General features: G+C 59.8%; 10 protein-coding genes. 7 read left to right on the top strand and 3 right to left on the bottom strand.

The window, feature by feature from the left end:
- Positions 1–424: 424 nt before the first annotated feature.
- Positions 425–991: a tetratricopeptide repeat protein gene (locus KYK33_RS09885; RefSeq protein ID WP_224432853.1), complete on the bottom strand. Its 567-nt coding sequence runs from the start codon at positions 989–991 to the stop codon at positions 425–427.
- Positions 992–1207: 216 nt separating this feature from the next.
- On the opposite strand from KYK33_RS09885, the gene KYK33_RS09880 reads away from it, so the two are divergent.
- Positions 1208–2266, top strand: a complete 1059-nt coding sequence (locus KYK33_RS09880; protein ID WP_224432852.1) for a PA0069 family radical SAM protein — start codon at positions 1208–1210, stop codon at positions 2264–2266.
- Between the two features lie 673 nt (positions 2267–2939).
- On the opposite strand, the gene gyrA is transcribed toward KYK33_RS09880, so the two are convergent.
- On the bottom strand, positions 2940–5717 hold the full coding sequence (gene gyrA, locus KYK33_RS09875) for a DNA topoisomerase (ATP-hydrolyzing) subunit A (RefSeq protein ID WP_042042411.1): 2778 nt from the start codon (positions 5715–5717) through the stop codon (positions 2940–2942).
- 184 nt (positions 5718–5901) lie between these two features.
- On the opposite strand from gyrA, the gene ubiG reads away from it, so the two are divergent.
- From ubiG to yfaE, 5 genes are all read left to right on the top strand, one after another.
- Entirely contained in the window at positions 5902–6618 is a 717-nt protein-coding gene (gene ubiG, locus KYK33_RS09870; RefSeq protein WP_005907197.1) for a bifunctional 2-polyprenyl-6-hydroxyphenol methylase/3-demethylubiquinol 3-O-methyltransferase UbiG, read from the top strand.
- Positions 6618–7301 carry an HAD family hydrolase gene (locus tag KYK33_RS09865; protein ID WP_224432851.1) on the top strand — a complete coding sequence of 228 codons (684 nt, stop codon included), beginning with the start codon at positions 6618–6620 and terminating at the stop codon, positions 7299–7301. Before ubiG ends, KYK33_RS09865 begins: the two co-directional genes overlap by 1 nt.
- A gap of 601 nt (positions 7302–7902) precedes the next feature.
- Entirely contained in the window at positions 7903–10170 is a 2268-nt protein-coding gene (gene nrdA / locus KYK33_RS09860; protein WP_224432850.1) for a class 1a ribonucleoside-diphosphate reductase subunit alpha, read from the top strand.
- Positions 10171–10235: 65 nt separating this feature from the next.
- Positions 10236–11369: a class Ia ribonucleoside-diphosphate reductase subunit beta gene (nrdB, locus tag KYK33_RS09855; protein ID WP_042042407.1), complete on the top strand. Its 1134-nt coding sequence runs from the start codon at positions 10236–10238 to the stop codon at positions 11367–11369.
- Positions 11366–11689, top strand: coding sequence for a class I ribonucleotide reductase maintenance protein YfaE (gene yfaE, locus KYK33_RS09850; RefSeq protein ID WP_310504053.1), 324 nt, complete (start codon positions 11366–11368; stop codon positions 11687–11689). Before nrdB ends, yfaE begins: the two co-directional genes overlap by 4 nt.
- A 321-nt stretch (positions 11690–12010) precedes the next feature.
- Here yfaE and sstT read toward each other — a convergent pair whose 3' ends face one another.
- Complete coding sequence (sstT, locus tag KYK33_RS09845; protein WP_224432849.1) at positions 12011–13258, bottom strand: serine/threonine transporter SstT; 1248 nt, start codon at positions 13256–13258, stop codon at positions 12011–12013.
- A gap of 344 nt (positions 13259–13602) precedes the next feature.
- Between sstT and KYK33_RS09840 the strand changes: the two genes are divergently transcribed.
- A complete protein-coding gene (locus KYK33_RS09840; RefSeq protein WP_224432848.1) occupies positions 13603–15531 on the top strand; it encodes a RecQ family ATP-dependent DNA helicase in 1929 nt (642 codons plus the stop codon).
- Positions 15532–15722 lie beyond the last annotated feature (191 nt).

The following is a 15722-nucleotide window of genomic DNA, read 5'->3' as shown; positions in this document are numbered from 1 at the left end:
CTATCCATTAACGGGGATAGTCGAGGATTGTATCAGACGTGACAACCCAGACAAGTTTGAATGGTCGCTATCTGGGCGCGAACATCATCCCTGACTCAGCGCTCCCCCTGCTCATACCCACCAACGAGCGTTGTTGACCTGGTCAACGCGCCTCGCTGCTCGCGGCGATCAGTTTCTTCCTCTTCGCCCCCGGGAGAGCGGTGCAGCGCAATCCCGCGATGACGCAGCAGAGCCGGGCATAGGGCCGCACGCGAGAAAATTGGCCCCAGCGGCGGGCCCGCTCAATCCGGACCAACCATTGACTCGGCGATCGCCCACACAGCAAGAAGGTCTGGTGCTGACACCAGACCTTCTCATCCCGCGACTCACACCATGGGTCAGCCAGCGAAATTCAATCCGTTCCGCTTGCCCCAACCAGCAGCGGCTACCAGTTGAAATCGAACTGGCTCTTGCCCTCCTCCGCCAGTGTCAGCTCCTCCAACACCCGCAGCGCCATCTTGTTGCCCCCCTGGGCGGCCTGAAACAGCCACTGCCTGGCCTGAACCAGGTCCACCCGGCCATTGACCCCCATCAGATGCAAAATGCCAAGCTTGAGCATGGCGGGCACATCACCGTTGCGGGCCGCCAGATCCATCCAGTGAAACGCCAGCGCCAGATCCTGCGTCACCCCATGACCGCGCAGATAAACCTCCCCCAAGCGATATTGACCAAAGGCATCACCCCCCTCGGCAGCCTGGCGATAGAGGCGAATCGCCTCAGCCACATCCGCGGTACTGCCCTGCCCCAGCTCGTGGCTCCACCCCATCAAGGCCTGCGCTCTGGGTTCTCCCGCCTCGGCTTTCAACTGCCAGATCCCGACGGCTTGACTGAAGCGCCCCTGTTGCCAGGCGCGCTGGGCACTGTGCATCTCGTCTGCACCATCCGGCAGCAGACGCCAGATCAGCACACCGGTCAGGCCAATGAACAACCAGCGGTAGCGTGACTTTGTCATAAGGAGTTCCGTGATCCAGTTCGCATTTGGTTTATGTAAACGAAATGTAATCTGGAATGCAAGTCTGAGCAGTACCGGGGGTTTGCGTCAGCCCCTGGCCCCTCCCCATCCTCATTGGATGAGGGGCCCATCCCACTGTCGTCTGGCGACTTGTCTTTGTCGGTCTCATCGCTCACAATGACTGTATATAAACACAGTTATTATGAGCAGTGAGAGATGGCTGGACGCGGTACCCTTCACAACCTGGATCATCGTTTCAGTGGCCTCCGCATCGAGGCCGTCGACGATGGCTGGCAACAAGGCATCGACTGGGCGCCCGAGTTTATGAATAGCGCCCCTCAAACCCAGGTGCACGGGATCCAGGCCAGGAGCATCATCAGCCATAACCAGTCGCCGGATGTACCCTTTAGTCGCTCCATCAACCCCTATCAGGGTTGTGAACATGGCTGTATTTATTGCTATGCCAGGCCCAGCCATGCCTACCTGGAGCTCTCCCCAGGGCTCGATTTTGAAACAAAACTGTTTGCCAAGCTCAACGCCGCCCACCTATTGCGTCAGGCATTTTCCAAACCCGGATATCAACCACAGACCATCGTCATTGGCGCCAATACCGATCCCTATCAGCCCATTGAGCAGCAATACCGCCTCACCCGCGCCTTGCTCGAAGTGATGCTGGCTCACAAGCATCCGGTAGGCATCATTACCAAGAGCGCCATGGTGCTCAGAGACCTCGAGTTGCTACAGGCTCTCGCCAGCGAAGACTTGTGCCACGTCATGGTCTCGGTCACCACACTGGATGAGGATCTCAGGCGAAAACTGGAACCCAGAGCCAGTACGGGGCAGGGGCGGCTGGCGGTGATCGGCAAGCTGGCACGGGCCGGGATCCCGGTGGGAGTGCTGGCAGCCCCCATGATCCCCAGGCTCAACGGATCTGAACTCGAGCAGATCATCAGCGCGGCCGCCGCGCAGGGGGCCAACCAGGCTGGCTACATCTTGCTGCGCCTGCCCCATGAGCTGACGCAGCTCTTTGATGACTGGCTGACATTGCACTATCCCGACAAGCGGCAGGCTGTACTGAATCAACTGAAAGCCAGCCGGAAAGGTCGGCTCAATAGCCCGGCCTTCGGGGATCGCATGCGTGGCAGCGGCCAGTTTGCCGAGCTGCTTGCCCAGCGCTTTCGGCTGATCTGCAAACGCTCGGGGCTCAACTCGGCTCATACGCCCCTTAACCTGCACGCTTTTATCCGTCCCCACCAACAGTTCGAACTGTTCTAGCTTCACCCGCCCCGCCAACCCATCGAGATGAAGGGATGACAGCGTGGCAACAGACGGTGAACCGGGCATCCAGGCAACGGGAGCAGACACAGGATGGAGAGGTTCAGGAGGGAACCGCGAACCCAAGTGACAGCATGGGATCACGGATAATGAAGTATCAAGAGTGGGAGCGTAGAGCGGAGCAAGGACTCTGCTGCGGGTAGTCACCACCGGGCCCTGGCTGGCACTGACATCCCCAGGATGGCCCTGTGGCATCTAGCGGGAGACATATCCCCTCTCCCGCTTTGCCACTGCCCCTGCCGCTCAGAGAGCGGCTGAGGTTCAGGACGATTGGCTGCCTTTTAGCAATTCAACCGGGATCCTGGATGGCTCAAAGGCCACCAACTCCTCTTCCCGCTCAGCCCCAGACTCATCCCCGAACCATTTCGACCACCAGAGTTGTAACATCGCAGACTCCTCGACATGACACGACACCGGCTGATGTCGAGTGCAGCTTATCCTTGTGCCATGACAACCAGATGACATTCACTCCTGCCGGCCAAGGAGCTCATGCTGAGCGAGACAACGCCAGCCAGCGTCAAGGTTGCCGCCAGCCAACGGCAGACCATAAAAAAGAGCGCCCTAAGGCGCTCTTTTTTGCAGCAACTAGCCAACTCGGCCAGACGATGGAGTATTACTCCTCATCGGCCTGTTCGGCTTGATCACTCTGCTGAGCCTCGCCCGACTCGGGGACGATGTCACCTGCGGCGGCGGTACCGGCTTCAGCCGACTCACCATCCATCAGGACCTCTTCCTCGTCGCTTTCGGCGATACGCTGCAGACCGACCACTGTCTCATCTTCACCGGTACGGATCAGACGAACACCACCGGTGTTACGGCCTATGATGCTCACCTCGGCGACGCGAGTACGCACCAGGGTGCCGCCATTGGTGATCAGCATGATCTGGTCGGTATCTTCGACCTGGATCGCATCGATCACCTTGCCGTTACGCTCGTCCACCTTGATGGAGCGAACGCCCTGGGTACCACGGCTCTTGGTCGGGTACTCGGTCAGCGCGGTACGCTTGCCGTAACCGTTCTCGGTGGCGGTCAGGATGGCGCCTTCGCCACGGGGGACGATCAGGGAAACCACCTTGTCGCCATTGAGCAGGCGGATACCACGAACCCCACCGGCGGTACGGCCCATGGGACGAACCCCCTTGAAGGTGCCCTTGGTTTCGCTGCCTTCGGCGGCGTCACTGCTGTCGTCATCACTGACGGCGTCGGCTTCCACATCCTCATCGGCGTCGCTATCGTTCTCGACATCCGCATCGGCGCGGCCGCTGCCTTCATTGAAGCGAACCACCTTGCCCGCATCGGAGAACAACATGATCTCGTTGCTGCCATCGGTGATGTCCACGCCAATCAGCTCATCGCCCTCTTTGAGGTTGATGGCACGAATGCCGGAGGAGAGCGGACGGCTGAACGCTGACAGGCTGGTCTTCTTCACGGTACCGTCGGCGGTGGCGAAGAACACATACTTGTCGTCGCTATACTCTTTGACCGGCAGGATGGCGGTGATACGTTCACCCTCTTCCAGCGGCAGCAAGTTGATGATCGGGCGGCCACGGGCGCTACGAGACGCCTCAGGCAGCTGATACACCTTGAGCCAGTAGACCTTGCCACGGGTGGAGAAGCACAAGATGGTGTCGTGGGTGTTGGCCACCAACAGACGCTCCACAAAGTCCTCTTCCTTGATCCGGGTGGCCGACTTGCCACGACCACCGCGGCGCTGGGCCTCGTAGTCGGTCAGCGGCTGATACTTCACATAACCCTGGTGAGAGAGGGTCACCACCACGTCTTCCGGGGTGATCAGATCTTCGATGTTGATCTCGGCGCTGGAGGCGCTGATCTCGGTGCGACGCTCGTCGCCATACTGCTCGCGCACGGCCAGCAGTTCATCGCGGATCACTTCCATCAGCCGTTCCGGGCTTGCCAGAATGAACAGCAGCTCGGCGATCAGATCCAGCAGAGATTGGTACTCTTCCAGGATCTTTTCGTGCTCCAGACCGGTCAGCTTGTGCAGACGCAGGTCAAGGATGGCCTGGGCCTGCTGTTCGGTCAGGAAGTACTGGCCTTCACGGATACCGAACTCAGGCTCCAGCCACTCGGGGCGGGCTGCATCGTCACCGGCTTTTTCCAGCATGCCGGCCACGTTGCCGAGCTCCCAGCCACGCGCGACCAGCTTGGCTTTCGCGTCTGCCGGGGTGTCGGAGTGACGGATCAGCTCGATGATGGGGTCAATGTTGGCCAGCGCAACGGCCAGACCTTCCAGGATGTGCGCCCGATCCCGCGCCTTGCGCAGTTCGAACACGGTCCGGCGGGTCACTACCTCACGGCGGTGCAGCAGGAAGGCATCCAGGATCTCTTTAAGGTTCATCACCTTGGGCTGGTTGTTATCGAGCGCCACCATGTTGATGCCGAACGTGGTCTGCATCTGGGTGTGCTTGTAGAGATTGTTCAGCACAATCTCGCCAGACTCGCCGCGCTTGATCTCGATAACGATGCGCATGCCGTCTTTATCAGACTCATCGCGCAGGGCACTGATGCCCTCGAGTTTCTTCTCTTTGACCAGCTCGGCAATCTTCTCGATCAACCGCGCCTTGTTCACCTGATAAGGCAGCTCGTGAACGATGATGGTCTCGCGACTCGTCTTCTCGTCCACTTCCACTTCGGCCTTGGCACGCACATAGACGGAGCCGCGACCGGTGCGGTAGGCCTGCACGATGCCGGAACGACCGTTGATGATGGCGCCGGTGGGGAAGTCTGGGCCGCTGATGTAGGTCATCAGCTCATCGATGGTGAGGGAGCCATTTTCGATCAGCGCCAGACAGCCGTTCACTATCTCGGTGAGGTTATGAGGCGGAATGTTGGTCGCCATGCCCACCGCGATACCGGAGGAGCCGTTGACCAGCAGGTTGGGCACCTTGGTGGGCATGACAGCCGGGATCAGCTCGGTGCCGTCATAGTTGGGCACCCAGTCCACGGTCTCTTTGTCCAGATCGGCCAGCAGCTCATGGGAGATGCGCGCCATCCGGACTTCGGTATAACGCATGGCGGCGGCGCTGTCGCCGTCGACCGAACCGAAGTTACCCTGACCGTCGACCATCATGTAACGCATGGAAAAATCCTGCGCCATGCGGACAATGGTGTCATACACGGCACTGTCGCCGTGGGGGTGGTATTTACCGATTACGTCACCGACCACACGGGCCGATTTTTTATAGGGCTTGTTCCAGTCGTTCCCCAACTCGTTCATAGCAAACAGAACGCGGCGGTGAACCGGTTTCAAGCCATCACGCACATCCGGCAGAGCTCGTCCTACGATCACGCTCATGGCGTAATCCAGATAGGAACTCTTGAGCTCTTCTTCGATGTTGATCGGCGTGATCTCTCTGGCCAGATCGCTCATAGAAAGCCTTAATCCCTAATTAGTTGTTCTTTGGCATAAACAGCGCGACATAGTAACACAACAAGGGCCATTGCTTAAGTCGGAAATCGGGCTGGTTTGCATAAGTTGGTTCGTTATAATGCCCGCCAGGACAATAGATTGCGCTCCCGACGGGTCGAGCGCCCTGCCACAGGATTTTGCCAAGATGAACACTGACGCCAATGTCGATCTGACAGAAATTGCCAAATTCGAAGCCATCGCCTCCCGCTGGTGGGATTTGGAGGGTGAGTTCAAGCCGCTGCATCAGATAAACCCGGTGCGCCTTGACTGGATCACCGACAAGAGTGGCGGCCTGTTTGGCAAGCCGGTGCTCGACATCGGCTGCGGCGGCGGCATTCTCTCCGAGAGCATGGCCCGCCGTGGCGCCAAGGTGACCGGCATCGACATGGGCAAGGAGCCCCTCGGGGTCGCCCGCCTCCACGCCCTGGAACAGGGGGTCGAACTTCACTACCAGCAGATGACCGCCGAGCAGCACGCCGATGAGGCGCCCGGTCAGTACGATGTGGTGACCTGCATGGAGATGCTCGAGCACGTGCCGGATCCCGCCTCGGTGCTGCGTGCCATCGCCACCCTGGTGCGCCCGGGTGGCCGGGTGTTCGTCTCGACCATCAACCGCAACCCCAAGTCGTTCCTGATGATGATTGTCGGCGCCGAATACCTGATGAAAATGGTGCCCAAGGGGACCCATGACCACAAGAAATTCATCACCCCCGCCGAACTGTGTCGCATGGGTGAGGCCGCGGGCCTGCTGGTACGGGACATGAGCGGGGTGCACTACTCGCCGCTCACCGGCCACTTCAAGCTGGGCGCCAACGTCGATGTCAACTACATGGTGGAGTTTGTCCGCCCGGAGCTGGGTTGATGAGTACCCGCCAGACAAGCGTGCGCTGCGTGCTGTTCGACCTGGACGGCACCCTGCTCGACACCGCCCCGGACTTGGGCGCCGCGGTCAACCATGTGCTGATAAGCGAAGGCTTTGCCCCGCTCTCGGATGAGATCATTCGCCAGACCACCTCCCACGGGGCGCTCGGCCTGCTCAAGGCGGGCCTGGGGGACGAACTACTGGAAGAGCTGGGGGCGACGCGCCTGCGCACCGCCCTGCTCGATTACTACGCCAGCCATCTGTGCGTCGGCACCCGCCCCTACGAGGGCATGATCGATCTCATCGAATGGCTGGACGAGCGGTCCCTGCCCTGGGGCATCGTCACCAACAAGCCGGGCTTTTTGACCGAGCCGCTGCTGGCGGCCCTGCCGGCACTGGCCAGCTGTGGCGTGACGGTCAGCGCCGATACCCTGCCGGTGCGCAAGCCCGACCCCGCCCCCATGTATTTCGCCTGTGAGCAGTTAGGGGTCGAGGCCGCGCACTGCCTCTATGTCGGCGACCATGTGCGCGACATCGAGGCGGGCCGCAACGCCGGCATGTTGACCGCCATCGCCGGCTGGGGCTACCTGCATGGGGAGGATGACCCGGCAGCCTGGGGGGCGGATCTGCACTTTGATACGGTGCAGGCGTTGCATCACTGGTTGCGCTACGAACTCGGGTGACGCACAGCCAGACTCGCTGGATCCCGCCGGGATCAAAGATGGCCCATCCCAGTGCGTGCTCATGCCGCAGATGCGCCGCCGAGGGACGCTTGTCGTCATTAACATGAAACAGACAGGGCCCGACGGGCCCTGTCTGTTTTTGCACGCGACACAGGCTCGATGACTCACTTTTTCACCGTTCTGCGCGGGGAACGTTGCTGCATAATGGCGACCATTTTTGGCGCGGATCGCACAGGGATTGTGCAAGGATCCAGAGGGGTGCGATTGCTAGTAAAACGGGGCTAGTTTCGCAAGAAAAAAAAGTTATTTTAATTTTATATCTTGGATAGGCAGGCTTGCTTTTCAGGGAGCGGACGAAGGAAAACCCGTTCACTGTGAGCAGTCACTAACTATCATGAGACACCCACAATTTATCCACAGCTATACCCCCATCCATACGTTGCAAAGCTGTGATGACCTCACTATCTTGTAGCTCGAACTCAAAATAACACTACATCTTGTGCCTCACCGCATATCGCCCCACTAGAAACGAGGGGCGAACTGGCTTGCTTGTCAAGCCTTGCGGTGAGTTTTTCGGGAATCAACTAAAGGTCATCAGCCAATGAACTTGTTTGTGACGAAGCGTAACGGCCACAAAGAACCCATCGATCTGGATAAAATTCACCGTGTGCTCGACTGGGCCGCAGAGGGACTCGACCACGTCTCAGTCTCCCAGGTAGAACTCAAGTCCCACATCCAGTTCTATGACGGTATCCGTACCGCCGACATCCACGAAACCGTCATCAAGGCTACCGCTGATCTGATCTCCGAACAGAGCCCGGATTACCAGTACATGGCAGCCCGTCTGGCCATCTTCCACCTGCGCAAGAAAGCCTACGGCCAGTTCGAACCGCCCCACCTCTACAGCCACGTCGCTCGTCTGGTAGACATGGGCAAATACGACAAGCACCTGCTGACCGACTACACCCAGGCCGAATTCGAGGAGCTCAACGAGCACCTGGATCACTGGCGTGACATGGACTTCTCCTACGCCGCCGTCAAACAGCTCGAAGGCAAATATCTGGTCCAGAACCGCGTCACCGGCGAGATCTACGAGAGCCCGCAGTTCCTCTATATCCTGGTAGCGGCCTGCCTCTTCTCCAAGTACCCGAAAGAGACGCGCCTGAGCTATATCAAGCGCTTCTATGATGCGGTCTCGACCTTCAAGATCTCCCTGCCGACCCCCATCATGAGCGGCGTGCGCACCCCGACCCGTCAGTTCAGCTCCTGCGTGCTGATCGAGTGCGATGACAGCCTGGACTCCATCAATGCCACCGCCAGCGCCATCGTCCGTTATGTCTCCCAGCGCGCCGGCATCGGTATCAACGCCGGCCGCATTCGTGGTCTGGGCAGCCCCATTCGTGGCGGCGAAGCCTTCCACACCGGCTGCATCCCCTTCTACAAGTACTTCCAGACTGCGGTCAAATGCTGCTCCCAGGGCGGCGTGCGCGGCGGTGCCGCCACCCTGTTCTACCCCCTGTGGCACACCGAGGTGGAGAGCCTGCTGGTGCTGAAAAACAACCGCGGCGTGGAAGAGAACCGGGTCCGTCACATGGACTACGGGGTACAGATCAACAAGCTGATGTACCAGCGCCTCATCAAGGGCGGTGACATCTCCTTGTTCTCCCCCTCCGATGCCCCCGGCCTGTACGACGCTTTCTTCGCGGATCAGGACAAGTTCGAGCAGCTCTACGTCAAGTACGAGCAAGATCCGGCCATTCGCAAGAAGACCATCAAGGCGGTGGATCTCTTCTCCCTGATGATGCAGGAGCGCGCCGGTACCGGTCGCATCTACATCCAGAACGTGGATCACTGCAACACCCACAGCCCGTTCGATCCGAGCGTGGCGCCGGTACGTCAATCCAACCTCTGCCTGGAAATTGCGCTGCCGACCAAGCCGCTCAATAACGTGGATGACGACAGTGGCGAGATTGCCCTGTGCACCCTGTCGGCCTTCAACCTCGGCGCCATCGAGAAGCTCGAAGATCTCGAAGAGATGGCCGATCTGGCCGTGCGCGCCCTGGATGCCCTGCTCGACTATCAGGACTACCCGCTCAAGGCCGCCCAGAAAGGCAGCATGAACCGCCGCACCCTGGGGATAGGCGTCATCAACTACGCCTACTACCTGGCCAAGAACGGCGCCCGTTACTCCGACGGTTCTGGTCTGGCGCTCACCCACCGCACCTTCGAGGCGATCCAGTTCTATCTGCTCAAAGCCTCGGTACAGCTGGCCCGTGAATTCGGCCCCTGCCCGGCTTTCAACGAGACCACTTACGCCCAGGGCATTTTGCCCATCGATACCTATAAAAAGGATCTGGACGTGTTGTGCCAGGAGCCGCTGCACCTGGACTGGGAAACCTTGCGCGAAGAGATCAAGACCGTGGGTCTGCGCAACTCCACCCTGACCGCCCTGATGCCAAGCGAAACCTCCAGCCAGATCTCCAACGCCACCAACGGCATCGAGCCGCCGCGCGGCCTGGTGTCGGTCAAGGCCTCCAAGGATGGCATCCTCAAGCAGGTAGTGCCCGAGTACGAGCGCCTCAAGGATCAATACGAGCTGCTCTGGAAGCAACCGAGCGTCGATGGTTACCTGCAGCTGGTCGGCATTATGCAGAAGTTTGTGGATCAGGCGATCTCTGCCAACACCAACTATGATCCGGCCCGTTTCGAAGGCAACAAGGTACCGATGAAGCAGCTGCTCAAGGATCTGCTGACCGCCTACAAATACGGCCTCAAGACCCTCTATTATCACAACACCCGTGACGGTGCTGACGACACCCAGGCCGACATGCAAGATGACGGCTGTGCCGGCGGCGCCTGCAAGATCTGATAAACACCGAGCGGGAGCCTTCACTCCCGCTCTCCTGTTTCCCAATTCAAGACATTCAAATCACCATGGCTTATTCAACGTTTTGCCAGACCCAGAATGACCAGCTCAAGGAACCCATGTTCTTTGGCCAGCCGGTCAACGTGGCCCGTTATGATCAACAAAAATATGATGTATTCGAGCGGCTGATCGAGAAGCAGCTCTCCTTCTTCTGGCGCCCGGAAGAGGTGGACGTCTCGCGGGATCGCATCGACTACCATGCCCTGCCCCCCCACGAGCAGCACATCTTCATCTCCAACTTGAAGTATCAGACGCTGCTGGACTCCATTCAGGGCCGCAGCCCGAACGTCGCGCTGCTGCCGCTGGTCTCCATCCCGGAGCTGGAGACATGGATTGAGACCTGGGCCTTCTCCGAAACCATCCACTCGCGCTCCTATACCCATATCATCCGCAACATCGTCAACAGCCCCTCCCAGGTGTTTGACGACATTGTGACCAACGAGCAGATCCTCAAGCGCGCCGGCTCCATCAGTTGCTACTATGACGACCTGATCGAGGCGACCGCGCTCTATAACCTGCACGGTGCCGGTACCCATATGGTCAACGGCGCTGAGCGCACCATCGACCTCCATGAGCTCAAGAAGAAGCTCTATCTGTGTCTGATGAGTGTCAACGCCCTGGAGGCGATCCGTTTCTACGTCAGCTTTGCCTGCTCCTTCGCCTTCGCCGAGCGCGAACTGATGGAGGGCAACGCCAAGATCATCAAGATGATCGCCCGTGATGAAGCCCTGCACCTGACTGGCACCCAGCACATGCTCAACCTGATGCGCAGCGGCCAGGACGATCCCGAGATGGCCATCGTGGCTCAGGAGTGTGAACAGGCCTGCTTCGACATCTTCAAGGAAGCGGCCGAGCAGGAGAAGGAGTGGGCCGAGTACCTGTTCCAGGACGGCTCCATGATTGGCCTGAACAAGGACATCCTCTGCCAGTACGTTGAGTACATCACCAACCTGCGCATGGCCGCCGTCGGACTGCCTTCCGCCTTTAGCGGCGCCAAGCAAAACCCTATTCCCTGGATCAACACCTGGCTGTCCTCTGACAACGTTCAGGTCGCCCCCCAGGAAGTGGAAGTGAGCTCCTATCTGGTCGGTCAGATAGACAGCGAAGTGAGCCATGAAGATCTCGGTGACTTCGAGCTGTGAGTGAGGCACTGCTGGCGCCAGAGCGGGCCGCCCAGACCCCAGGGGTTGAACGCGAGCCGGCGCTGGCCATCATAGAGAGCCAGCACGGCCCCATGCAGGTTCGCCCTGGCGAGGCGTTGCTCGACACCCTGGAGCGCCACGGCCACCAGCTGGAGTATCAGTGTCGCAGCGGCTATTGCGGCGCCTGCCGCACTCCCCTGCTGGCGGGCAAGGTGCACTACCCGGAGCCTCCCCTTGCCTTCGTCGAAGCGGGGCAGTGTCTGCCCTGTTGCTGTCGCCCGGTGGGCGACATCACCCTCGATCTCAGTCACCACGACTAGCGTCTCACCACCAGATCCCCAGAGCCCTCCATCGAGGGCTTTGTGTTATCTGCCAGCGGCGGTCTGCCAAACCACATCGATGTTCTCCGCCCCACTCCCAGCCCGTGCATGCTGCTCACCCCGCCCCTCCAGACAATCTTGAGCCACGCCTGTGTCTGCGCATCTGCCTGCCCGTCTGGCAGACGCGACGGCCCGCCACGCCGCTTGCGAGGAAGGGAGAGAAGCCCGCCCCTGCACCAGCCACGGTTTGCACGCAAAAAAAATGCCCTCCGAAGAGGGCATGTCCATGTCTGACACGTAGCCAGATTGCTGACCGTCGATTTAGACGTTACGGCTGACCACAGGGTGATCCAGCAGGGCCTCGTCTTCGGCCATGCAGGCTGCCGCGGTGAACAAGACGTCGGTGGAGCTGTTAAGGGCTGTCTCGGCGGAATCTTGCAGCACACCGATGATGAAGCCGACCGCGACCACCTGCATGGCGACATCATTGCTGATGCCAAACAGGCTGCAGGCCAGGGGGATCAACAGCAGGGAGCCGCCGGCCACCCCAGAAGCGCCACAGGCGCTGATGGTTGCGACCACGCTGAGCAGCACTGCCGTGGCCAAATCCACCTGCAGACCCAGGGTATGGGCCGCCGCCAGACTCAGTACCGTGATGGTGATGGCGGCACCAGCCATGTTGATGGTGGCTCCCAGAGGGATGGAGACCGCATAGGTGTCCTTGGGCAGCTTGAGCTTCTCGCACAGGGCCATGTTGACCGGGATGTTGGCGGCGGAGCTACGGGTGAAGAAGGCGGTCACACCGCTCTCTTTCAGGCAGGTCAGCACCAGCGGATAAGGGTTGCGCTTTATCTTCCAGAAGACGATGAGCGGGTTGACCACAAAGGCGATGAACAACATGCTGCCGATCAGCACCATCAGCAGATGGGCGTAACCAAGCAGCGCCTCGAAGCCGGTCTCGGCCAGGGTGGATGCAACCAGACCCAGGATGCCGAGCGGGGCGCAGCGGATCACCGCCTTGACGATGATAGAGACCCCATCGGACAAGTCGGAAACCAGCACCTTGGTGCTCTCATTGGCGTGACGCAGCACGATGCCAAGGGCGATGGCCCAGGCCAGGATGCCGATGTAGTTGGCTTCCATCAGGGCCTTGACCGGGTTGCTCACCACGTTGAACAGCAGGGTCTGCAACACCTCGATGATGCCCCCAGGCGGGGTGACATCGGCGGTATTGGCCACCAGATGCAGGCTGGAGGGGAACATGAAGCTGGCCAGCACGGCCACCAGCGCGGCGGCGAAGGTACCGAACAAGTAAAGACCGAGCAGCGGGCGGATATTGGTCTTCTGACCCTGCTTGTGACCCGTGATGGAGGCGGCTACCAGCACGAAGACCAGTATGGGGGCCACGGCCTTGAGGGCACCGACAAACAGGTTGCCGAGCAGACCTGCCGATTTGGCCCACTCAGGAGCGAGCAAGGCCAGCACTATGCCAACGATCAAACCGATCAGGATCTGGCTGACCAGACTGGTGCGATTGATCAGACGAAGGAGGGGGTGTTGTTGTGTCATCTATGTAGTCCCTGTGCACACATGGTGCTTGAATCATGAAGTCCTGCGGCGAACCTATTTCATTCGGAACCAACCGAACGAACCCGCCAGCTGCGGGAAGACCTTCTCGAGTGGGGTCTCTGTTCCAGGCGGGGGTCGCACCCATGGAATATCCCACCTGCAACATCTTTTTTCCACACATACACCACGAAAATCCCATTTCACATCACAAAAAAACCACAACAATGAGATAACACCATATCAACAACCGCCAGAACGAAGCCAAATGCCACTCTCTTGGCGTCCCTGGCCGATCCTGGCCGGGTCCAGGTGGTATCATGGGGTTTTCCTCAGGATGCCGCCCTATGATCGCCTCTTTGCTTGAACAACACTTCGGTTTCACCCAGCTCAGACCCGGGCAACAGGCAGTCATGGAGCAGATATTGGCAGGACGCAGCGCCGCGGCCATCTTCCCGACAGGCTCTGGCAAGTCTCTTTGCTATCAACTGCCCGCCCTGGCCCTGCCCCACCTGACCCTGGTCATCTCCCCGCTCATCGCCCTGATGCAGGATCAGCTCGCCTTCTTGCAGCGCAAAGGGATAGCCGCAGCCACGCTGGATTCGAGCCTGACCCCGGAGCAGAGCCGTGACGTGATGCGGCAGATAGAGGCTGGCGAGCTCAAGATCCTGATGATCTCGGTCGAACGACTCAAAAACGAGCGCTTTCGCCGCTTCATCGCCGGGGTGCCGCTCTCGTTGATGGTGGTGGACGAAGCGCACTGCATCTCGGAGTGGGGCCACAACTTTCGTCCCGATTACCTCAAGCTGCCCGAACACAGGCGCGCTCTTAATATCCCCCAGGTACTGCTGCTGACCGCCACCGCCACGCGGGCCGTGATGCAGGACATGCAACGCAAGTTCGATATCGACGATCAGGGGCTGGTGGTGACCGGTTTCTACCGCCCTAATCTGGACTTGAATGTTGTGCCTATTGAACCCAATTTGCGTGACCGCTGGCTGGCGCAGGAGATAGGGCGAGCGCCTGGCGCCCCGACCATCGTCTATGTCACCCTGCAACACACCGCCGAGGCGTGCGCCGCCAATCTGGCCCGGGCCGGGTTTCGGGCCCGAGCCTATCATGCCGGGCTGGGCGCTGATCTTCGCCGGGAGATACAGCAGTCCTTCATGACTGGTCAGCTCGACTGCATTGTCGCCACCATTGCCTTTGGCATGGGGATAGACAAGGCCGATATTCGCCGGGTCATCCACTACGACTTGCCCAAGTCCATCGAGAACTACAGCCAGGAGATAGGCCGTGCCGGGCGCGATGGTCAGCTCTCCCACTGCACTGTGCTGGCCAACCGGGCTCAGCTGCCGGTGCTGGAGAACTTCGTCTATGGGGATACCCCGGACCGCGCCGCCATCCGTCAACTGTTGGCCCAACTGCCCCCTGCGGGGGAGTCCTGGGAGTTCGTGCTGCTGCGCCTCTCCAACGAGACCAATATTCGCCAGCTTCCCCTCAAGACACTCCTGGTCTATCTGGAACTGGCCGGCGTGCTGAGCCCGGCTTATAGCTATTTTGCCGACTATCGCTTCAAGTTCATCGCAGACAAAGCCGCCATATTGGCGCGTTTTGGCGAGGGACGTCGCCACTTTCTCGAGGCCCTGTTCACCTCTGCCCCTCAGGCTCGCAGCTGGTGCACCATGGATTTTGAGGCCCTCTGGCAGGGGTATCAGGGGGAACGCTCCCGAGCCGTGGCCGCCCTCGACTATCTGCAGCAACAGGGGCTCATCGAACTGGAGAGCAAGCAGATGACCGAGGTTTATCAGGTGCAGAATGCACCGAGCAGCCTCGATGTCCTCGCCGATGAGCTTCATGCTCTGTTCGAGCAAAAGGAGCAGAGCGAACTGGCCAGGTTGCAGGGCCTGCTCGCCTTCTTCACCTCACCCACCTGCCTGAGCCACTCCCTTGCCCACCATTTTGCCGATGAGCAAGCGCCAGCCTTATGCGGTCACTGTTCGGTCTGTCGCGGCCAGGTGGCGGAGCTGCCTGTTCACCTCGCCCCACAACTGCCCAATGAAGCCGGGATCCGTGCCTGGTGCGATCCGCTGGCGAGCCTGTTGCCCCAACCAACACCCAGGGTGCTGGCGCGCTTCCTGTGCGGCATCAGCACGCCGCTCACCACCCGCCTCAAGGCGGGCAAGCTGGCTGGCTTCGGGAGGCTGAGTGAGGTGCCCTTTGCGCAGGTGATGGCACTGGTGACCCAGGCCTATGGTGGGCAAGACTCCAAATAGACTCATTTGTTCCGTCTTGGGGATTCCGGACAGCAGATGCCGGTTAGCGTGCTGAAGAGATAAGGAGGATAACAGGAGGGCCTGCGCCGAAAAAATAAGACCCTCGCAGATGCGAGGGTCAAGCCAACGGAAACGTGCTTAAACAGAGCTTTGTTTTCGGACACTGAGACGCCTTCTTGCTAAAGCAGCGC

Origin of the sequence: Aeromonas rivuli, assembly GCF_020149575.1 — a bacterium.
Classification (GTDB): Bacteria; Pseudomonadota; Gammaproteobacteria; order Enterobacterales; family Aeromonadaceae; genus Aeromonas; species Aeromonas rivuli.
Note: the sequence above shows the minus strand (reverse complement) of the source record. Positions and strands in the feature narration are given on the sequence as shown.